This is a genomic window from Streptomyces daqingensis, from assembly GCF_014645895.1.
GTDB classification, from domain to species: Bacteria; Actinomycetota; Actinomycetes; order Streptomycetales; family Streptomycetaceae; genus Streptomyces; species Streptomyces daqingensis.
Map to the genome: position 1 here is coordinate 1 of NZ_BMMP01000004.1, position 19,975 is coordinate 19,975.

Annotated in this window: 16 protein-coding genes and 2 pseudogenes; 8 read left to right on the plus strand and 10 right to left on the minus strand. The window is 71.4% G+C overall.

The annotated features are described in order from the left end of the window. Positions 1-45: 45 nt before the first annotated feature. The 3 genes and pseudogenes from IEY56_RS07140 to IEY56_RS29240 all read right to left on the minus strand — a co-directional run. Positions 46-585, minus strand: coding sequence for a GNAT family N-acetyltransferase (locus IEY56_RS07140; protein WP_189036264.1), 540 nt, complete (start codon positions 583-585; stop codon positions 46-48). Next, positions 570-1,397, minus strand: a complete 828-nt coding sequence (locus tag IEY56_RS07145) for an NsdA family TPR-like regulatory protein (protein ID WP_308424121.1) — start codon at positions 1,395-1,397, stop codon at positions 570-572. The genes IEY56_RS07140 and IEY56_RS07145 overlap by 16 nt, the downstream gene beginning before the upstream one ends. Positions 1,398-1,462: 65 nt before the next feature. Then, positions 1,463-1,837 (minus strand): annotated as a pseudogene (locus IEY56_RS29240) (helix-turn-helix transcriptional regulator); the annotation flags it as partial. Between the two features lie 185 nt (positions 1,838-2,022). Between IEY56_RS29240 and IEY56_RS07150 the strand changes: the two are divergent. Next, a complete protein-coding gene (locus tag IEY56_RS07150) occupies positions 2,023-2,433 on the plus strand; it encodes an ATP-binding protein (RefSeq protein WP_189036265.1) in 411 nt (136 codons plus the stop codon). A gap of 559 nt (positions 2,434-2,992) precedes the next feature. Here the strand turns inward: IEY56_RS07150 and IEY56_RS07155 are convergent. Further along, positions 2,993-4,030 (minus strand): LacI family DNA-binding transcriptional regulator, encoded by a 1,038-nt coding sequence (locus IEY56_RS07155; RefSeq protein WP_189036266.1) that lies wholly within the window; start codon positions 4,028-4,030, stop codon positions 2,993-2,995. A gap of 531 nt (positions 4,031-4,561) precedes the next feature. Here IEY56_RS07155 and IEY56_RS07160 point away from each other — a divergent pair. Further along, positions 4,562-5,536, plus strand: a complete 975-nt coding sequence (locus IEY56_RS07160) for an aldo/keto reductase (protein WP_189036267.1) — start codon at positions 4,562-4,564, stop codon at positions 5,534-5,536. A gap of 97 nt (positions 5,537-5,633) precedes the next feature. Here IEY56_RS07160 and IEY56_RS07165 read toward each other — a convergent pair whose 3' ends face one another. Continuing rightward, positions 5,634-6,245: an HAD family hydrolase gene (locus IEY56_RS07165; RefSeq protein WP_189036268.1), complete on the minus strand. Its 612-nt coding sequence runs from the start codon at positions 6,243-6,245 to the stop codon at positions 5,634-5,636. 151 nt (positions 6,246-6,396) lie between these two features. Then, positions 6,397-8,880: a SpoIIE family protein phosphatase gene (locus IEY56_RS07170; protein ID WP_189036520.1), complete on the minus strand. Its 2,484-nt coding sequence runs from the start codon at positions 8,878-8,880 to the stop codon at positions 6,397-6,399. 588 nt (positions 8,881-9,468) lie between these two features. Between IEY56_RS07170 and IEY56_RS07175 the strand changes: the two genes are divergently transcribed. Beyond that, positions 9,469-10,146 carry a DUF899 family protein gene (locus IEY56_RS07175; protein WP_189036269.1) on the plus strand — a complete coding sequence of 226 codons (678 nt, stop codon included), beginning with the start codon at positions 9,469-9,471 and terminating at the stop codon, positions 10,144-10,146. A gap of 250 nt (positions 10,147-10,396) precedes the next feature. Next, a pseudogene (locus IEY56_RS07180) lies at positions 10,397-11,002 on the plus strand (LURP-one-related/scramblase family protein); the annotation flags it as partial. 76 nt (positions 11,003-11,078) lie between these two features. Here the strand turns inward: IEY56_RS07180 and IEY56_RS07185 are convergent. After that, entirely contained in the window at positions 11,079-12,194 is a 1,116-nt protein-coding gene (locus IEY56_RS07185) for a hypothetical protein (RefSeq protein WP_189036271.1), read from the minus strand. Positions 12,195-12,648: 454 nt separating this feature from the next. Between IEY56_RS07185 and IEY56_RS07190 the strand changes: the two genes are divergently transcribed. Together IEY56_RS07190 and IEY56_RS07195 are read left to right on the plus strand one after the other, a co-directional pair. Continuing rightward, positions 12,649-13,497, plus strand: coding sequence for an ABC transporter ATP-binding protein (locus IEY56_RS07190; protein ID WP_189036272.1), 849 nt, complete (start codon positions 12,649-12,651; stop codon positions 13,495-13,497). Next, positions 13,494-15,101, plus strand: coding sequence for a transporter (locus tag IEY56_RS07195; RefSeq protein ID WP_189036273.1), 1,608 nt, complete (start codon positions 13,494-13,496; stop codon positions 15,099-15,101). The genes IEY56_RS07190 and IEY56_RS07195 overlap by 4 nt, the downstream gene beginning before the upstream one ends. Before the next feature lie 24 nt (positions 15,102-15,125). On the opposite strand, the gene IEY56_RS07200 is transcribed toward IEY56_RS07195, so the two are convergent. After that, on the minus strand, positions 15,126-16,295 hold the full coding sequence (locus IEY56_RS07200) for a cellulose binding domain-containing protein (protein ID WP_189036274.1): 1,170 nt from the start codon (positions 16,293-16,295) through the stop codon (positions 15,126-15,128). 516 nt (positions 16,296-16,811) lie between these two features. On the opposite strand from IEY56_RS07200, the gene IEY56_RS07205 reads away from it, so the two are divergent. Beyond that, positions 16,812-17,651: an endonuclease/exonuclease/phosphatase family protein gene (locus IEY56_RS07205; RefSeq protein ID WP_189036275.1), complete on the plus strand. Its 840-nt coding sequence runs from the start codon at positions 16,812-16,814 to the stop codon at positions 17,649-17,651. Between the two features lie 262 nt (positions 17,652-17,913). On the opposite strand, the gene IEY56_RS28315 is transcribed toward IEY56_RS07205, so the two are convergent. Both IEY56_RS28315 and IEY56_RS07210 read right to left on the minus strand, forming a co-directional pair. Beyond that, positions 17,914-18,507, minus strand: coding sequence for a nucleotide disphospho-sugar-binding domain-containing protein (locus IEY56_RS28315; protein WP_373292051.1), 594 nt, complete (start codon positions 18,505-18,507; stop codon positions 17,914-17,916). Between the two features lie 240 nt (positions 18,508-18,747). Further along, on the minus strand, positions 18,748-19,119 hold the full coding sequence (locus IEY56_RS07210) for a DUF3140 domain-containing protein (protein WP_189036276.1): 372 nt from the start codon (positions 19,117-19,119) through the stop codon (positions 18,748-18,750). 164 nt (positions 19,120-19,283) lie between these two features. Here IEY56_RS07210 and IEY56_RS07215 point away from each other — a divergent pair, with 164 nt between their 5' ends. Further along, positions 19,284-19,667 carry a PadR family transcriptional regulator gene (locus IEY56_RS07215; protein ID WP_189036277.1) on the plus strand — a complete coding sequence of 128 codons (384 nt, stop codon included), beginning with the start codon at positions 19,284-19,286 and terminating at the stop codon, positions 19,665-19,667. The last annotated feature ends 308 nt before the right edge of the window (positions 19,668-19,975 follow it).

The following is a 19,975-nucleotide window of genomic DNA, read 5'->3' on the forward strand; positions in this document are numbered from 1 at the left end:
TGAGCACTTCCTCGCCTTCACCAGCATCGCCTGCACCCTCATCTGCTACCGCAGACTCGCCAAATGAGACGAGCTCTTAGGGGAGTCGGGGAACGGCTGACGCTCCCCGACCTTTCGGAAGTTCCAGCGCTCGTACAGGGCCTGGACCCTGGGGTGGGTGGTGTCCACCAGGAGGACGGTGAGGGCTTCGTCCCGGCCATCGAGCAGGGCGCGGGTCAACCGCTCCGCTGCTCCCGTTTTCCGCCACTTCTCGCGGACCATCAGCTCCGAGAAGGAAAACGTGGCTGTCCGCTCCGGGGCCGGGTTCAGATGCTCCCGCCACCACTCTCGGCCGTCCTTCGCCGGGGCGCCGTAGGCGAAACCCACTGGCTCGCTACCGTCGTACGCGATCACGCAAGAGAAGCGGGGGTGACCGCCCCAGTGGTCCACGAACCAGGGGAACTTCTGCCGAAACTCGTCGTCGCCCATCCGGTCGGCGTGCACGTTCGCGTGCACATCGATCAACGTCTGCCGAATGTCCGGCAGATCGTCGTGGCTGAAGCGGCGCAGCTCCAGAGCATCGGCGGTCTTCAAGCTCGGCTCCATTCGGTTCGGTATCGGTCGCCCCACTCCCGTGCGGCCGAAGCGTCCGGCCCAAGAGTGAGCAGATCACGGTAGAAGTCCCCGAGGCGAGATCGCATCCGGCCAGGGATGGGGTCGCCGTCCATCAGGGAGAACGCGGTGTCGGCAGATGCACAAGCCTGCTCGATGTCGTGCTGGTGAAGTTGGGCGAGGGCGAGTTGGGCCGTTGCCAGGGCGCGGTTCCTTCGGAAGCGCTCGGGGATCGCGGAGAGCGCCCGGTGTGAAGCGGCTTCCGCCTCGGCGGCGTCTCCGATACGCCCTCGCACGATAGCGGTGATGGCCAGCAGTTCGGCCGGGCCGTAGAAGGCGATCCAGCTCGGGCGGGGCTCATCCAGCTTGACCTTGGCCAGTGCCTCCTGGGCATGTCCCAGGGAGCGCAGAGCGGCCTGCCGGTCCCCGCAGTTGGCGTGTCCCACGGCTGTCCGTGCCTGCGCGAGGGAAGCGAACAGGGGGTCCCGGCGGGTGATGGCCGTCGCCTGCGCGGCCTGGCCGGAGTCCACGGCTTCCGTGTGGCGCAGTTGCTGACGGGCCAGCATCGCGTGTGCGTTCCAGACACGCATCTCCGCTGTGGAGTCCTTTGCCATGCCGGCCAGGTACAGCGCGCGGTTCAAGTGGCCTCGTGCGCGCTCGGACTGGTGCGCGTCGACCGCCGACCACGCTGCCGTGGACGTGTACTCGGCAGCCACGGCGAACAGGCGCTGGCGAATGCGCTGGGAAGCCGCCTGCTTCTGCTTCTCCAGGGCGTCAGCGGCTCCTGCCAGGGCTGCCCGCTCCAAGGCCTCATGCCCCCTCTCGTGGCGTCAAGCGCAGTCAGGGCGTCCAGCCCTGAGCGCAGCCGGATCACATCGGTCGTGCCGACGGAATTCGGGCGGGCCGCAACGAGCGACGTGGCGGCCGTTACGCCGGTGGTGGCGGTGATGAAGTTGCGTCGCCGCACGGGATCATCCTCCGGACTGCTGGGGGCGATGCGTCGTCCCGCCGGAGGGGCGAACCCCAGTTCCTCGGCGGCACACCCGAATACTGCCCCCAGCGCCTCTCGCTGACGTGGGTGAGGCCAACGGGTGTTTCCGGTCAGCCAGTGCCGCACCGTGCGGTCACTGACCGTGCCCTCTCGACCGAGGGAGCAGCGCAGATAGGTGTTCACGGCCTCGGCCAACTCCGCCTGAGTCAACCCGGCTTCGCGCAGCGCGCTCGCCAGTGCCTCGTTTACCTCCACACCGTCAAGGTAGCTAGGCAGCGCCCTCCCGACGCGTCAAAAGCCTCGAAATTTCCGGTCATTGGCGATGCACACGGGCCGGGCTTTTCCTCACGGTCCGTCACAACCCGTCGTTGAGTGGTGCACAGGCCGTCGCGGACCAGCGTGGTGGCCGGTACCGCTCACACCACCGACGAGGGTCTGTGATGACCGTGACCGCCACAGCACGCCCGACCGGAATCCCTGGATACAGCGAGACGTTGCCGCGCTCCCCGGAGAGCGCGGCCACAGCGCGGCGGCTCGTGCGCACAGCCCTGGCCACGTGGCGCTTGGAGCAGCTGGCCGACGCCGCCACGCTGATCATCTCGGAGCTGACTACGAACGCCGTGCAGCACGCCCAGAGCAGCGCCATCCGCGTCGTCGTCACCCGGCCCGAGCCCGCCACCGTCCAAATCGCCGTGGTCGATAAGTCCGGTGGGCAGCCCGTCCGTTACGAGGCCGACGAGGACGACGAAAGCGGGCGCGGGCTGGCCCTGGTCGAGCTGATGGCCGCCCGCTGGGGCATCGATTTATTGCCGTGGGGGAAGCGCGTCTGGGCGGAGCTGGTGGCGTCGTGAAGTGCATTCGCTGTGACGCCCGGGGCGTTGTGCTCGTGCATCAGGTCGACGCCGGGAACATGCAGGGGCCGAACGCAGGGCCCCGCACTGGCAACGTATACGCCTGCCGCCCACACGCACGCGAGATCGCCGCCCTGCCCGGCTCTTGGCCGTGGCTCGCCTCGGAGGCCGGGGTCGAGCAATGAGACAGCACCTTGCAGTCTTCCTGTGGTGACTGCCTGCTGTGCCCCCGGTACTGCCCGGCTCGTGCTGCGCGAGGCGCTGCGAGACCTCCTGCGTCCGCATGCACGGCTCGCTGCCGAGCACGGCCGCGATGTCCCCGATTGGGTCCGGCGGTTCGACGGCCTCATACGCGGGCGCCGCCCAGCCGCCCCAACGCCCCGCCGCGCAGGGCGGGGGTCCTACTCTGGGCCGGTGGTGAGGTCGTCCGCACGGTAAAGGCCGGGACCCGGGGTGCGAGAAGGGCCGGCTGCCTCACCAACCCCGCGCCGCCTATGCCACTCCATCCGCCAACGCCCTTATATGCCGTCCTGCTTCGCATGCCCCGCCCCTGCGTCCCTCACCCCTCCCGCGCCGGCCCGCTTGATTCCCTCACCAGGAGGCGGATGTTGAGCATCTCCTCCTTGGCGGGGCCGCCTTGGAGGAGGTCGAGGAGGAGGCGGCCGGCGGCTGTGCCCTTCTCGACCAGGGGCTGCTGGATCGTCGTGAGGGGCGGGTCGGAGGTGGCCGCTTCGGGGATGTCGTCGAAGCCGGTCAGCGTCAGGTCGCCGGGTACGGAGAGCCCCCTTGCGCGGGCGGCACGCAGGGCGCCGAGCGCGAGCTGGTCGGTGAGGCCGAGGATGGCGGTGGGCCGGGGTTCGCTGTCGAGGAGGACGTGTGCGCCGGCTTCCCCGTCTTCCGGGGTGTTGTTGCGTTCCTGGGTGGTGATGCGGACGTCGGGCAGGGGGCCGTGGCGGAGCGCGTCGCGGATGCCGCTGAAGCGTTCCTTGAAGATGCGGAACGTGCTGGCGGCGAGCCGGTCGTCGCCGACGGGTCCCACGTAGTCGTCGGCGAGGAGCCGCGGGGTCAGGATGCCCACATTGTGGTGTCCGAGCGCGGTGACGTGCTCGCCGACGAGACGTCCGCCGTGCCGGTCGTCGACGCCCACGAAGGCCGTTCCGCGGATGCGCGGCTGGTCGACGAAGACGGTCGGCAACTGCCGTTCCATCACGGCCTGCACCGCTTCGTGGTCCTCCGGCATCGAGTAGATGCACATGGAGTCGACGACCGCCCCCCGCAGCGTGCGGGCCATGTCGGAGTTCGGTGGTGAAGGCAGCAGCAGCAGGCCGGCGTTGGCCGTCTCGCACTCGCGGGCCACGGCACCCAGGAAGAGCACCGCGGCCGGGTCGGAGAAGGCGTAGGACAGCGGCTCGGTGAACAGCAGGCCGACCATGCCGGAGCGGCCGAGCCGGAGCTGCCGGGCCGCCGGGTTGGGGCCCGGGTAGCCGAGCTGGCGGGCCGCGTCGAGGATCTGCTCCCGCAGTTCGGCCCCGAGCCTCTCGGGCCGGTTGTAGGCGTTGGAGACCGTGGCCCGGGAGACCCCGACGACGTCCGCCACCGTCTGCAGTGTCACTCGTGAGCCGGCGCCGGCTCCTCTTGCGTGCATGCCATCCGTGCTTACTACGAGGTGGGAGCGAGCCGGTCCGCCAGTGAGCGCAGAACCCTGGCGAGCCGGAACCGCATGGTCCGTTGTTCCCGACCGGCGACGGGCGCGCCGCGGTCGGGAGCTGAGTCGTCCTGCGTCGGGGCGTGCGGCAGCGCCGAGTTCGCGACGCCTTCCACCGCGCTCCGCGCTAATGAGCCAGCCATGCTTTCGAACATAGCGATCCCCCTCTGGCGAGTTCAATCAATCGCTCTACTAGATCGATATAGTCCTGGGCGCCGGTGACCCGTGTCAACCATCCCTGGGTCACAGAGCTCTCCGCACCTGCCGTCGATGCGACAAAAGAGCAGTTGGAAGGGTCTTTCATGGGTACAGCGGTACCGGTTCCGCGAACCCTCTTGACGCCTTCAGGGCGGCTTCTATATCAATCTAGTAGATCGATTCACTCACATTCACCTGCTGCGGCAGCGAAGGGGGAACGTACCGATGACGTGGACGCGAGAACTCGGCCGTCTCGACAGCGAGTTGCCGCCCGTCGGCATGGGCTGCTGGGCTATCGGCGGCCCTTGGACCTTCGACGGGGCCGCCGCGGGCTGGGGAGAGGTGGACGACGAGGTGTCCGTCCGCGCCGTCCACGCCGCCGTCGAGGCGGGCGTGACCCTCTTCGACACGGCGGACGTCTACGGCTGCGGGCACAGCGAGCGTGTTCTCGGCAGGGCGCTCGCCTCCGTACGGGACGAGGTGCGCATCGCCACCAAGGGCGGGTTGCTGTTCGACGAGGAGTCCCGCTCGGGCAGCGGCGCCGACGCCGGCCCCCGGTATCTGCGCGAGGCGGTGCGCGGCAGCCTCCGGCGGCTGGGCACCGACCGGGTGGACGTCTACCAGCTGCACGCGGGTGCGGAGACGGCGCAGCAGGCCGAGGACGTCGTCGCCGTCTTCGAGGAACTGGTCGCCGAGGGCCTGATCCGGGCCTACGGAACGAGCATCGACGACCCCGCGATCGTCGAGGTGTTCGCCGCGGGAGAGCACTGCGCCACCGTGCAGCACCAGTGCAACGTCTTCGGGGTGGACGGCCGGCTCCTGGACGTGTGCGCGGCGTCCGGCGTGACGAGCCTCGGCCGAAGCCCCCTGGCCATGGGGCTGTTGAGCGGGAAGTACAGCGCGCCCGGGGATCTGCCGGAGGGCGACGTGCGCAGGGTGACCCCGCACTGGACCTACTTCCAGGCCGGCGCGATGGACGACTGGCTGGACCGCGTCGCGCGCGTCCGCGAGGTCCTCACCAGCGAGGGCCGCTCGCTCGTGCAGGGCGCGCTGGCCTGGGTGTGGGCGCGCAGCGAAGTCACCGTCCCGATCCCCGGGTTCCGTACGCAGGAGCAGGTGCGCGAGAACGTCGCGGCGGTCGAGTACGGGCCGCTCACCCAGTCGCAGCTCGACGAGATCGACGGGCTCCTCGGCAGGTGAGCGCCGGCCGGGCGCCGGAGGGCTGAGTTGTCCCGGACCGGGCCTTGCCGGGTCGTGCCGGGCCGTTCGGCGGGGCGCCCGGCCGGGGAGCAGCCGGTCATGCCGCGTCCGCCAGGTGGTTCTCGACGGCCGCGATCGCCGCCGCGTTGTGCGTGAACAAGTGGCCCCGCATGCCGAGGGATTGGGCGGCGGCGACGTTCGCGGCGAGGTCGTCGACGAAGAGGCAGTCCCCGGGGGCGACCGCCAGCCGGGAGCACGTCAGCGTGTAGGCGCGAGCCTCCGGCTTGCGGACGCCGGTCTCATGGGAGTAGACGACCTCCTCGACCAGTTCGCCGAAGTGGTAGCGCTCCTCCTCGAGTTCACGCGCTCCGACGAAGCTGTTGCTCAGGATGCCCAGCGTGCACCTGGACCTCAATGCGCGGACGTAGGAGATCAGTTCGGCGTTGGCCGTGCCCAGATACTCGTCCCACAGGTGCGACATGAAGGCGTCCGTCTGCGCCGCGTCGAGCCCGAGGGTGCCGGAGACGCGGGCGCGTACCTCGAGTTCGGTGACCGCCCCCGTCTCGCCCGCAGACCACACCTCGCCCAGACGGTCGTCGATCGCTCCGGGCGGGAGTTCCAGACGCCCTTCCCACTTCGCCCTCCACCCGGTGACCGGGGTGATCTCCAGCACCCCGCCGATGTCGAAGATGACGCAACGCGCGCTCATACAGGCCCACTTCTCCGTGCGGAGGCGAGCCCTGCCCGCCCCGGTGAATCCCGACAGGGTGACACTGCGACCTCCCCCAGGGGCAAGGTCAAGCGACCGGGCTGAACGTCAACTCGTGAGCGGTGGCGATGAGTTGGGCTCGGGGGCGGGTTCAGCCCGGGAGCTGCTCCGTCTCGTCGAAGAGCGTTTCGGCGAGGTCGGGCGGCAGCTCGGGGGTGGAGAGAGTGAGCGGCTGTTCGGCCCAGATCGTCTTGCCGTCGCGTACGTAGCGCGTCCCCCAGCGCTGGGCGAGCTGGGCGATCAGGAAGAGGCCGCGGCCGCCTTCGTCCGTGCTGCGGGCGCGGCGCATCCGGGGCGAGGTGCTGCTGGTGTCGGAGACCTCGCAGATCAGATCCCGGTCGCGGATGAGACGCAGCGTCATCGGCCCGTCCGCGTAGCGGTAGGCGTTGGTGACCAGTTCGCTGACGATGAGCTCCGTCGTGAAGGACATCTCCTCCAGCCCCCACTCGGCCAGCTGGCGTGCCGCCAGGGCCCGCGCACGGGCGGCGGCGGTGGAGTGCGCGGACAGCTCCCAGGTGGCGACCTTCTCCTCCGTCAGCGCGCGGGTGCGGGCGAGGAGGAGCGCCACGTCGTCGGTGGGGCCCTCGGGCAGCAGCGTCTCCTCCACCGCGGTGCAGACGTCCTCCAGCGTGCGGCCGGTGCCGGCGAGCGCGCCCCGCAGCCGGGCCATCCCGTCGTCGAGGTCGCGCCGCCGGGCCCCGACCAGGCCGTCGGTGAAGAGGGCCAGCACGCTCCCCTCCTCCAGCTCCAACTCGGAGGCCTCGTACGGCAGTCCGCCCAGCCCGAGCGGCGGGCCCGCGGCGACGTCGGGGACGCTCACCTCGCCGCCCGGGGTGACGACGGCGGGCGGCAGATGGCCCGCCCGGGCCAGGGTGCAGATCCGGGAGACCGGGTCGTAGACGGCGTAGAGGCAGGTCGCGCCGATGAGCTGCGGGGAGTGCGCGTCGGTCGTCTCCCGCTCGGCTGCGAGCCGGTCGACGAGGTCGTCGAGGTGGGCGAGCACCTCGTCCGGCGTGAGGTCGAGGTTGGCCAGGGTGTGCACGGCGGTGCGCAGCCGTCCCATGGTGGCCGCGGCGTGGGTGCCGTGGCCGACGACGTCGCCGACGACGAGGGCGATGCGGAGCCCGGAGAGCGGGATGGCGTCGAACCAGTCGCCGCCGACGCCGGAGGCGGGGTCGGCCGGACGGTAGCGGTGGGCGATCTCGGCCGCCGGATGCCCGGGGACGTCGTGCGGCAGCAGGCTGTGCTGGAGGGTGAGCGCCGCCTTCTGCTGCTGGGTGTAGCGGCGGGCGTTGTCGATGCACAGTGCCGCGCGGGAGGCGATCTCCTCCGCGAGAGTGAGATCGTCCTCCTCGTACGGCACGGGCCGCCGGGACCGCCAGAGGCCGAGGGTGCCGAGCACGATCCCGCGGGCGGCGAGCGGCACCACCATGAGCGAGTGGACGCCCAGGCCCAGCGCCCGCGCGGCCAGCTCGGGGCGGGCGGCGAGCCACGGCAACCCGTCGTGCAGACGCGATTCCAGAACGGGACGCCGCTCGAACACGCACTGGATGTGGGGCGAGCGCGGCGGGAAGGAGATCGTGTCGCCGACCGGGGCCATGACCTGCAGCATCTCCGGCCGGTCGCAGTGGACGGCCATGCGGCGCGCCGGCCCGTACGCCCCCCGGACGGGCTCGTCCCCGCGGACCACCGGCTCCAGCAGATCGACGGAGACGCAGTCGGCCAGCTCGGGCACGACCGCTTCGGCGAGTTCCTGGGCCGTCCTGGCCACGTCCAGAGTGGTGCCGATGCGGCCGCTGGCCTCGTTGAGCAGCGCCAGCCGCTGCCGGGCCCGGTAGCGCTCGGTGACGTCCTCGACCGTCTGGGCGACGCCGAAGACCCGGCCGGCCGGGTCCTGCATGCGGAACGCCGACACCGAAACGAGCATCTCCCTCGCCGGGTCGGAAGTGGTCCGGCAGAGCTGCTCGGCGAAGAGCGAGGACTGTCCCGAGTCCAGCACCTCCCGCAGTTGCGCGTCGACCGCGTCCGCATCGGGCTGGAGCAGGAAGTCGCCGACGCGCCGCCCCCGGTGCTCCGCGGCCGAGACCTCGCTGAACTTCGCGATGGCCCGGTTCACCCGCAGGATGCTCAGGTCCGGGGCGAAGACCGCCAGGCCGATCGGGCACTTGCGGAACAGTCCGAACAGGAGCGACCGCTCCGTCTCCCACTGGAGCACCTCCTCGGCGGGCGAGCCGACGAGGAACCACTCGTGGGTGGCGTCGGGGCGCAGAACGGCCCTGACACGGCACCCCATCTCCACCCGGCGGCCGTCGCTGGTCCGTACGGGCAGGATGCCGAACCACCTCCGGTCGCGCGTGCACTGCGCGACGGCCGCCATGACCGTGTCACGATCGGCGGGGTCCATGAGGACGTCGTGCGCGGGGCGGCCCAGCACGTCCGCGGGAGCGTGGCCGAGCAGCTCCTCGGCCCGCTCGCTCCACCCCACGACCGTCCCGTGCACGTCGATGACGGCCGAGGCCGCGGGACCGACCGCGAACGGATCCTCCGGCCCCTCGCTGAACAGCGACGCCTCCATCACCACCACCTCGTGCCTTCCGGGCGGAACCACGGGCGGCGCCGCTCGGGACGGCCCCGGGGCGCCACCCGGCGGCGACTCCCACCGGGTCCGACGGCGGCACCCGCGGTACCTGTCCCAGTATCGGCCCCCGGGACGATCCTCGCGTTTCCGTGGTTTTCGTATAGGTGCATACAGACCGTCGCCACGCGGTGCCGGCGTGCGTCGTCCGGGCGTCGGCACGGATCGCGTGGTCCGGTGGGGTGGGGGCCCGGGCGGGGCGGCGTCGTTTCCCCGCCTGCGGACACCCGGACCCTTAGAGCGTTGCCGGTCATAGCGTTGCCGTTCGGACGGCGCGCACGGCGGGCGGCAGATGACGACTGACGGCTAAGGGCTCACGACTAGCAGATGACGGATGGCGGACAACAGGTGACGGCTGGCGGTCGGTGGATGACGGACAACGGGCAACGGATGACAGACAGCCGATGTCGGATGACAGATGACAGATGGCAGACAGCCAATTTCGGCTGACAGATGACAGACGACCAACGCCCGCCAGGTAAGAGATGACAGGCGACAGACGACAGCAGCCCACCCACGGGGGTAGCGATGCGCCAGACCAACCTGAAGGAACAGGCCGAGTACGTCAGCGCCCGCGAGGAGCTGCAGCGTGCGGAGATCGAGCTGATGCGGCAGCGGGAGCGGGTCGCCGAACTGCGGCGGCGGATGCCGCTGGGTCCCGTCGTCGACGACTACGCGTTCGACGAGGGCCCCGCCGACCTGTCGGAAGGTGACGCGCCCGCACGGTCCGTACGCCTGAGCGAGCTGTTCAGCGAGCCCGGACGCGACCTGATCGTCTACCACCTCATGTACGGCAAGCAGCAGACCGAGCCGTGCCCGATGTGCACGATGTGGCTCGACGGGCTGAACGGGGTCGTCCGCCACGTCACGCAGAACGCGGACCTCGCGGTCGTCGCCGCGGCAGGGCTGCCCGAGCTGCGCGCCCACGCCCGGGCACGCGGGTGGGGGAACCTGCGGCTGCTCAGCGCCGGGTCCGGGTCGTTCAAGTACGACCTGGGGAGCGAGGACGCGGACGGCGCCCAGGACTCGACGGTGTCGGTGTTCACGCGCGACGAGGACGGGGCCGTGCGCCACTTCTACTCGGTGCACCCGCGGATGTCCGAGGACATCGACCAGCGCGGCATCGACCTGTACAGCCCCGTGTGGCACCTCCTGGACCTCACCCGCCGGGGCCGGGGCGACTGGGCCGCCTCCCTCGACTACTGAGGCGCGGCACTACGGCACTGGTGAGTCGCGGCGCCGCCGGCGGGGCGCTGCTGAGGCGGCGCCGCTGGCAGGGCGCTGCTGAGGCGCCGCGGCTTCGCATGTGCCGACGCGGGTGTCCGTCAGGGGCCCGGAGACGGTTCGGCGACCGGGAAGCGGAGTGTCGCCCGTCATGAACAACGGCTGCTCAGGGGACCGCGTGCGCCGGGCGGCTAGGGTCCCGAGCATGACGGCAGAGCAAGTGACACCGAGTGACCGCACACTCTTCGACTCTCCGGTCCTCGTGGTGAATCAGAAGGGCAAGCTGGTCGAACTCACCAACGAGTACCGGGTGTTCGACGAGGACGGCAGGAGCCTGGGGTCGGTGGTGCAGACCGGCCAGGGCAAGGCGAGGAAGGTGCTGCGGTTCCTCACCGACGTCGACCAGTTCCTCACGCACCGCCTCGAGGTACGGGACGCGTCCGGCGCGCTGCAGCTCGTCCTGACGAGGCCGAGGAAGGTCGTGAAGTCGCGGCTGGTCGTCGAACGTCCCGACGGATCACATGTCGGGGAGATCGTGCAGCAGAACGTCTTCGGAAAGATCGGGTTCTCGATGGAGGCGGGCGGCCGGCAGGTCGGCACCCTCAAGGCGGAGAACTGGCGGGCCTGGAACTTCTGCATCACCGACAAGGACGGCAAGGAGGTCGCCCGCATCACCAAGAAGTGGGCGGGACTCGCCAAGGCGGCGTTCACCTCTGCGGACAACTACGTCCTGGAAGTCCACCGCCCGCTGGAGGAGCCGCTGCGCAGCCTGGTCGTCTCGACGGCGCTCGCCGTGGACACCGCACTCAAACAGGACGCCGGCGGCGCCATCGGCTGACCCGGGCCCTGCGCTCCATGTGACGGGGCCGGTGGTGCCCCACCGCCACCCGGCGGCGGGGCTGTCGCGACCGGCTTCAGTCGGAGCCGGGATTCTCCCGGTCCCGGTCCCCGTCCCGATCCCGGTCCTGGGGGTCGTCGTCCGGTGGCTCTTCGCCGTCCCCCGCGGGCCGGTCGTCGTCGGTGGGTGGGTCCGCGGGCCCGGGCGCGGCTTTGCGGAGGTCGATGGTGATGTCGACGTGGTCGTCGCTCGGAGCCCGCGCTCCGTCCTCGAGTTTCCTCAAGGCCTTGCTGATCGAGTCGTACAGGACGTTGGCCTGGGCCCAGTCGCCCGGATCCTCGCCTGGTGCCGGGCAGCGGCGCCCTTCCCGGAGGACCGTGAGGACTGCGATCAGCGAAGGGCCGGACAGTGCGACCTGGCAGCGGCCGTTGCCGATGTCCTTTGCCTTCCCGGGGAGGCGGAAGTGCGGAGCGCCGGCCGCCTTGCCGACGAGGAACGCCCAGAGGTCTCGGTGGCAGTCGAGCCGGACAGTGGTGATCCTCGCGGCTGCCAGTAAGGCCGCGAGGTGGTCCCTGTCGTGACAGGACTCCTGCTCGTCGCGCGCCTCCGGCTCGTCGCGATTTTCCGGCACGTCGCGTGCCTCCGGCTCGTTTCCGCCTTCGTCCTCGTGGCCGGTCGGCGCCGTCGCGGGCTCCGCCGCAGAAGCGGGCTCCGCCGCAGGAGCGGGTGCTGTCGTCGGAGCGGGTGCTGTCGTTCGGACGAGTTCCGGTTCCTGCGCCGGCTCCGGCTGCGGGCCGCGTCCAGAGGTTCCCGTTACGGGCTTCGACGCCGCTTCCGCTTCGGACTTCGACGCCGTTTCCGGTTCCGGTCCGGGTCCGGGTCCGCCCACGGCGTCCGGTCCTGGCTGCGGTTCGGCCGGCGGCGATGCCGGTTGCGGCGGTTCGGGTCGTTGCAGCCGGCCGACATCAGCGCGGACGACTTCGATACGCGAGGCGAAGTCCTGGCGAGTCGCGTGGATAGCGTTGTCGAGGAGCGTGTGGATCTTGTTGACGGATCCGTTGAGGCTCTTGCGGGTGTCCCGGAATTCGTCGCGGTTGGCGTTATCGAGAGTCTCGACTCGCGCGCTGAGCGCCTGGACTTGTTCGGCGAGGTTGTCGACTGCCGTCTTCAAGCGTTCGATGCCGAAGGCCACGTTCGGGTCTCCTCCTATCGTCGCGCTGACGAGGGAGGCTCCCCATGGGGGAGGCGGTCGACGCGGCGGGTTTCGGCCTCCTTCCGCGCACGAAGCGGGCGGTCACAACATCGTGCGCCGCCCCTGCCGCCCGGCACCCGCGCGCTGAGAGCGCGACCGGAAAGCTCCGAGCACGCGCCGCGCAAGCCCCCGGTGTCGGCCCGGTATCGATCCACCACCCGGCACCCGCCCCCGTGGACGTCTGTGAATACTGGTGCCACCCGGGCACCGGAGGCCAGGGCGTCCGCGCCCGGCCGGGAAGCCGGTGCGGTGTGAGTCCGGACGGACGGGTGCACGCGTGACCGGGAGACGGGAAGGACCCGGGCTCTCGCCCGTGATGCCGGGCCGGCCGGCCCCTCGAAGGGCGGCCGGGCCACGTCACCCGGGTACGGGTCCGCGGAGAGCGAAGGAAGGCATGGGTGTGACAGTGCCGGAACCTCGGCAGCAACTCGACGGCGCCGGACGCGGGGGCTTCGACGCGGCGGTCCGCGTGCGCGGGCTGCGCAAGCAGTTCGGCGAGCAGGTCGCCGTCGGCGGCATCGACCTCGACATACCCGCTGGGCAGTTCGTGGGGCTGGTCGGCCCGAACGGCGCGGGCAAGACCACCACGCTCTCCATGATCACCGGCTTGCTCCGCCCGGACTCCGGAACCGTCGAGGTGGCCGGCCGTGACGTGTGGCGCGACCCCGTGGACGTCAAGTCCCGGATCGGTGTGCTGCCGGAGGGGCTGCGGCTGTTCGAGAGGCTCTCCGGACGCGAACTGCTCACCCACCTCGGCGCGTTGCGCGGCTTCCCCCGCGAGGAGGCCGAACGGCGCGCGACGCAGCTGCTGGAGACACTCGACCTCGCCGGCTCGCAGAACAAGCTGGTCGTCGACTACTCCACGGGCATGCGCAAGAAGATCGGCCTCGCCGCCGCGCTGCTCCACAATCCCGAAGTGCTGTTCCTGGACGAGCCGTTCGAAGGCGTCGACCCCGTCTCCGCGCAGACGATCCGCACCGTCCTGGAGCGCTACACGGGCTCCGGGGCGACGGTCGTCTTCTCCAGCCACGTGATGGAGCTGGTCGAGTCGCTGTGCGACTGGGTCGCCGTCATGGCGTCCGGCAGCATCCGCGCGCACGGCCCCCTCGCCGAGGTGAAAGGCCCCGCGGACTCGCTCCACGAGGCGTTCCTGCAGCTCGTCGGGGCGCGGGAGCGGGCGGCCGCCGGGGACGGCCTGGACTGGCTGGGCGGCAGTGCCGGACGGCCGGACGGTGCCGAGTGAGCGCGGCACCGTCCGTCACGTGGACGTTCACACGGATCAAGCTGTCGCTGCTGCGGAACGGTCTGCGCCAGTCCTCCGGACGCACCGCCGCCTTCATCACCTCGATCGTGCTGGTGCTGCTGTTCGGCACGGCCCAGCTTCTGGGGCTGATCGTGCTGCGGGGCAGCGAGCACGCCGGGGCCGTCGTCGTTCCGCTGGCGGCGCTGCTCGCGCTCGGCTGGGCGGTGATGCCGCTGTTCTTCCCCGGGGGTGACGAGACGCTCGACCCGACCCGTCTGGTCATGCTCCCGTTGCGGGCGCGGCGGCTGATGCCGGCGCTGCTGACCGCGTCGCTCATCGGCATCGGGCCGCTGTTCACCGTGCTGATCGCCTTCGGCGCGGTCCTGGCCGTCGCCCACGGGGCGGTGGGGACGGCGGTCGCGGTGGTCGCCATGCCGCTGCTCGTCCTCGTGTGCATAGCGCTGGCCCGTGCCACGGCGACCGCCAACGTCCGGCTGCTCACGAGCCGCCGCGGCCGGGACCTCGCGCTGCTCAGCGGTCTGGTCATCGCGGTCGGCATCCAGGTCCTCAACCTCGGTGTCCAGCGCCTGGGCGACGAGGGCGGGCTGTCGGCCCTGGAGCCCGTCGCCGGGGTGCTGGCGTGGCTGCCGCCCGCCTCGGCCGTCGCGTCGGTGCAGTCGGCGAGCGACGGCGCGTACGGCCTCGCCGCCGCTCAACTCGCCCTGTCCGGTGCGGCGCTGACGGCGCTGCTGCGGTGGTGGCACGGCAGCCTGGAACGGCTGATGACCTCTCCGGACGCCTCGACCGTCCAGTCCGCTGCCGCGCCGGAGAAGGCGCGCCGGCGAGCCGACGGCACGGGGCTCGCCCGGTTTCTGCCGCAGGACCGCACGGGCGCGGTGATGCTGCGCGTCCTGCGCTACGCCTGGCGGGACCCGAAGACGAGGGTGGGCTGGGCCTCTTCGCTGGGCGTCGGGCTCATGCTCCCGGTGGTGTTCGCGGCGCAGGGCAACGGAAGCGCGTACAACGCCTGCTGGGTCGCCGGGCTGCTCGGCATCCAGATGTACAACCAGTTCGGGCAGGACTACTCGGGCTTCTGGCTGGTCGCCTCGACGATCTCCTCCGCGCGGGACGCCTACGCCGAACTGCGGGGACGGATGCTGGCGATCACGCTGGTGGCGGTGCCGTACGTCACCGTGGTCGTGGTGGCCTACTCCGGCTTCCTGGGGCAGTGGGACAAAATTCCCGAAGTCCTCGGCCTGGCCCTGGGGTTGCTCGGTGCGCTGCTGGCCACGGGCGTCTTCACCTCGTACCGCTTCCCCTACTCCATCCCGCAGGACAGCGGCCACAAGAACGTGGCCCCGGGCCAGGGCTCCCTCGCCTACCTCAGCATCTTCGGCGGCATGGCAGCGGGCGTGCTGCTGTGCGCTCCGCTCGTCGCGCTGACGGTCTGGCTGCATGTCTCCGGCGGCCACACATGGCTGTGGACGGTGCTGCCCGCCGGGCTCCTCTACGGGCTCGCCGTACCGTCCCTCGCCCTGCGCGGGGCGTCGCCGCGAGTGGCGGCCCGGCTCCCGGAGATCCTGACGGCGGTCAGCCGGGGCTGACGGCGGGGACGGACGCGGCCCGGGTCACAGGACGCGGCAGGTCAGGCTCGGTGCCGGGCTTCCGCTGCCGGTGGCTTCGAGGCCGAAGGTGACCTCGCCGGACGGAGCGATCGGCTGGTTCGTGCTGATCTTGCGTGCGGTGACCGCGTTGCCGGACTGCTCGATGTCGGCGTTCCAGGTCTTCCTGAACCGCTTGCCGTCCGGCCAGGTCCAGGAGACCACCCAGTCGTCGGCGGGGCGGCTCGTGGTGTTCGTGACCCGGACCGTGGCGGTGAAGTCCTCCCACTGGCTCTCCACGTGCCAGGACGCCTCGCAGCCGCTGTCGCCGCCTCCGCCCGGGGCCGGGGTCTGCGGGCCGGAGGGGGGCCTGTTCCCGTCCGCGCCGTGTCCCTCGTCCTTCGCGCCGTCCCCGGACTCGCTCTCCGCGGGGTCCGGCGCCTCCGGAGAGGAGGGGGCGGGGCCGGGCTTCTCGTCCTTCTTCTCCTTCTTCCCCGACGGTGCGTCCGTCTCGGGGGCCCGGCTCTCCGGGGCCGCGGGGAGCCGCGCGCCCGCCCGCGGTGCCGGATCGCCGCTCTGCCCGAAGGGCCAGCCGCCCGCCTGGTGCAGCACGGCCGCCAGGACGAGCAGCAGTACGCCGGTGAGGACGGCGCCCGTCAGTACCGGCCGCCGCCCCATCGCCGGGCGGCGGCCGGCGCCGCCTCCCCCGGCCTCGTCCCCGGCGTCTGCCTCGTCGAGGGCGTCGAAAGCGGAGGTGTTCGGGACGGCGGGCGGCTCGACCGTCTGCGCCGGAAGGTCGGCGTACGGGCGGACGAGCGACGGGGCGGCAGCGTCCACGGAGGCGCCGTCTGCCTCGGCCTCCCCCTGGTCCGGCGCGGCTGACGGGCCGGGCTTCTCCGGGGCACTGGGGGCGGACGGCGAGGCGTTCTCCGGGACGTCCGGAGCGCCGGACTCCGTGGCTTCCGGGGCGTCCTCCGGGGCGGCAGCGGCGACTTCAGGCGTAACTCCGGCTCCGACTCCGGCTCCGGGTGCGGATTCGGCTTCGGGTGCGGCCTCCGCCCCAGGTCTGGGTTCCGCCTCAGGTGCGGCTTCGGCTCCGGGTGCGGTTCCGGGCTCGGGTATGCCTTCCGCGGATGCGGCGTCCGCCTCCTCGGGCTGCCGGGCGGCGCCGTGTGACGCGGAGTCTTCGGTGCTCAACGGAACTCCCTCTGGCGACGTTCGGAGGAACCGGCGCGGACCGGATGCGGAGCGGGCCCACCGGGGATAGGGCAGGCTACCTTCGGGCACCGGACGGTTGGCTAGGCTCTGTCTGACAAATCCCGCCTGGTTGGCGGTGTCCGGCACGCGTCCTCACTGCGTTGTCGATCGTCGGCGCAGCCCGCTGCGCTCTCCTCCCTCCGCCTTGCGATCACACGCACCGGACACCGCCAACCACGTCCTGACGGACGTACGACGCTATTTGTCAGACAGAACCTAGCTACTCGCGAGTGTCCGCCGACCTGGAATTCCGCCGCCGCACGGCGTGATCCGTGTCCCCGCGGGGCGAGCGCTCACGGCCGTTCAGCCCGCGATCCACCGGAGAGCGCCACTGCGCACGCCCAAGAGGGCTCTGGCCGCGCGCAGTTGACCGTTGCGGCAGTGCGGCGTGTGGGCCGTTGCTAGGTTGCTTCGGGCATCGAAATCGGCATCGGCATCGGCATCGAGGGAGAAGACATGGCGTCGGTTCGCAGGATCGCGTTGCCGGCCGTCGCTCTCGCCGCGCTGGGAGGTGCGCTGCTGGCCGGCACGGGCGTCGCGACGCCTCCCGCCGCAGACGAGAAGGCAGCGGTCGCTCCGGTCGAGTTCGTCACGGCGAACGTGCCGTTCACTCTCTCCGCGAAGAAGGCACGCGCGCAGGTGAAGCACGTGCTGTCGGCCGATCCGGACGTCCTGGTGCTCCAGGAGGTACGCCACCGCGACGTGAAGGCGATCGTCGACAAGGTGAGCGGCAAGGGCACTTGGAAGGTACTGCAGCCCGAAGGTGCGAAGGGCGCCTCCGCCGTCGTCTGGAAGAAGGAGAGGTTCAAGCCTCTCGGTCAGGGGGCGCGCGTCGCGTTCCGCGGCAAGGCGTATGACCGGCACCTGCTGTGGGCGGCGCTGAAGGACGTCCGGACGGAACGCGTGTACACGGCTGTCGGGTTGCACTACCCGCCGGACGCGAGCAACGACCCCGCCATGCGGGACCTCTACATCACCATGAACGGCAACTACCGCAAGCTCGTCAAGGAGTTGCGCGGCAAGGGGAGGCACCCGATCGCGGGCGGCGACTGGAACCACCCCCTGGACGTGCGCCGCGAGCCGTGGAGTCCGGTCCCGGTCAACCGCGCCCTGGGGATGACGACCAACTGGCTGCAAGGCACGCCGTGCTCGAGCGGCACCAGTGCCCGGGGCGGACGGATCGACGGTTTCGCCTTCGACAAGTCCCGTACGGCGCTGCGGAGTCAGGGCTGCATGAAGCGGCTCCACTCCGACCACCGGCCCGTGCGCATGACCGTGGTCTCCAAGGCGAAGTAGCGGGCGGGACAGCGAGGTTGTGGGACCCCCGGCCCCGCCCGGCGAACCGGGCAGGGCGGATCGGAAAGAATCGGGACCGCGGGGAACCGGGACCGGGGCTGGGGCCGCGAGCGGAGTGGTGTGCCCCGCGGGGAGTTCGCTTCAGGAGACCTGCGCCGGCAGGCTCCGTGCCGCGTCGGAGGCTCCGTCGGGGCGTATTCCGGCTGCCACCGCACGGCCCCTTGCGCCACGTCCGGCCGCAGCGCCTGCTCCAGCGCGGTCGTCAGGAAACCGGCCGCCGGTCCGGCGGACGGACGGTCCGCTTCCGTCCCGGGTCCGACCGCGGTTCCGCTCCCGAGGTCCTGTACGCGTCGGCCCAGTGCGGCTGGTCGTAGAGCTGCGGCAGCACCACCTGGGGTGCTCCCGCGCGGGCGGCGGCAGTCGTCGTCCCCGCACCGCCGTGGTGGACGACCGCCGCGACCCGCGTGAACAGCGCCTGCTGTTCACCTCTCCGACGGACAGGCAGTCCTTCCCGTCGTCCGGTGCGAGATCCCGGCCCACCTGCGAGAGAGGATCGTGCGCCGACCGACGGCGCGGGCCGCGTCCACCATGCTCCGGGCGGCTCCCTCCGGCGCGCTGATGCTGCCGAAGCCGAAGTGGACGGGCGGTTCACCCGCGTCGAGGAAGCTCTGGCAGCTCGGAGGGGAGCGGACGTTCGTCGGGGAGGAGCCAGGCGCCGGTCTGCCGGACGCCGGAGTCTGCCGGGCCGGGCCAGGGCGACAGGACGGGGTCGGCGGCGAGCCACGGCCGCCCGGTGAACAGGTGGGGCTCCGGCCGCTGTGCGGAGCGCGGCGAACTGCGCCGCGACGCCCGACATCCCCTGGGTGAACTGGCGTTGTACGGATGCGGCACGCTCGTCCTGGAGCTGGCCGCGGTAGCCGCGGGCCTCGCGTTCCTCCGTACCAGCACGGACGTCGAGGAGATCCGCGTCAGTGGCGCCTGCCCGACCGGCGGGCCGCCGCACGCGACGCGGATGCCCGCCGGGGAGGCCCCTTCTCCTACTCGGCCCCTGCCCGTCTCCGCCCGGCGTACGCCGGTGACACGCTCCGCCAGTGCGTCACTGGCGGCCCCGTGTACCGGCGTCCGCACGCACGGGCTTCATCGGATCGTGCCCTAGCGTCATGAGGCGGTGCCGCCAGTTCGGCTGGCCCGTGGTGGGCTCCATGTCGGCTCCCCGCTCGGCGGTGACGGTGTCGACCACCTTGCGCATGACGCGGACGTCGTCGTCGTTGAGGTCGCCGCGGCGCTTGCCGAGGATCCTCAGCACGTGCCGCCCGTTCTCGGTTCCCGCCTGGTCGGGAAGCTCCTCGCTGTCCTGGCCGGCCGACCGGGTCCGCAGCCACTCCTCCAGCTCCCGGGACGACATGTTGACGACGGCGTGGAACTCCTCCCAGAGCTCGTCCCGCTCGTGTCCGTCGGTGCGTGCCATGAGCGTCTCCTTCCAGCCTCCCCCGGCCGGGGCCCGGACCGGGTAGCCCGCGCACCGGAGCGGAAACAGCGGCCGGAGGGAGATCCAGCCGGACCGGTCCCCGCGCGCTCTCACCGGGGTCAGGACGGATGCCCGGCCGCCCCGTGGCCACTACCATGCAATGCATGGCACCTGGCAATGCAAGCAATGGGGGTGGCGGCGGAAGAGTCGCGAGCCAGCTCCGTAAGGGGGTTCTGGAGTACTGCGTACTCGCACTGCTGCGTCAACGGCCCCTGTGCGGCGTGGAGTTGATGGAGCAGCTCTCCGCGGGCCACGTCATGGCGACCACGCAGGGCACCATCTACCCCCTGCTGTCGCGGCTGCGCCGGGACGCTCTGGTCGACTCGCAGCTGCGGGAGTCGCCGGCCGGGCCCCCGCGCCGCTACTACTCCCTGACCGACAGCGGCCACGTCGCGCTCGAAGCATTCGCCGCGTACTGGCCGGACTTCCGCGACACCGTCGACCACTTCCTCGCCGAACCGCTGGAGAGCAGCAAAGAGAATTCGTGAACACGCCCTGATACGCGACTACCTGACGGCCGTCGAGCAGGAGGGCAGTGTCCTTTCCGCCTACGCCGCGAGGAACGGCTCACCGATCCGGGCTTGTGGTCCCGACGCTCTGCCTCATCGCGGGGGCCGTCGGCGTCGCACTGCTGTGGGGCTCGAAAGGGTGGAAGCTCCGTGACCGCGTCTTGGGCACCCTCATCCCTGTCTCGTCCCCGCTCATCTGGATCGGCCTGGAGATGTCGGCAGCTCGCTGCCCTTCGGCCTGGGCCCCCCGTCGTCCCCCGTGCTCGTGCTCGCCCTTTCCGCTCCCG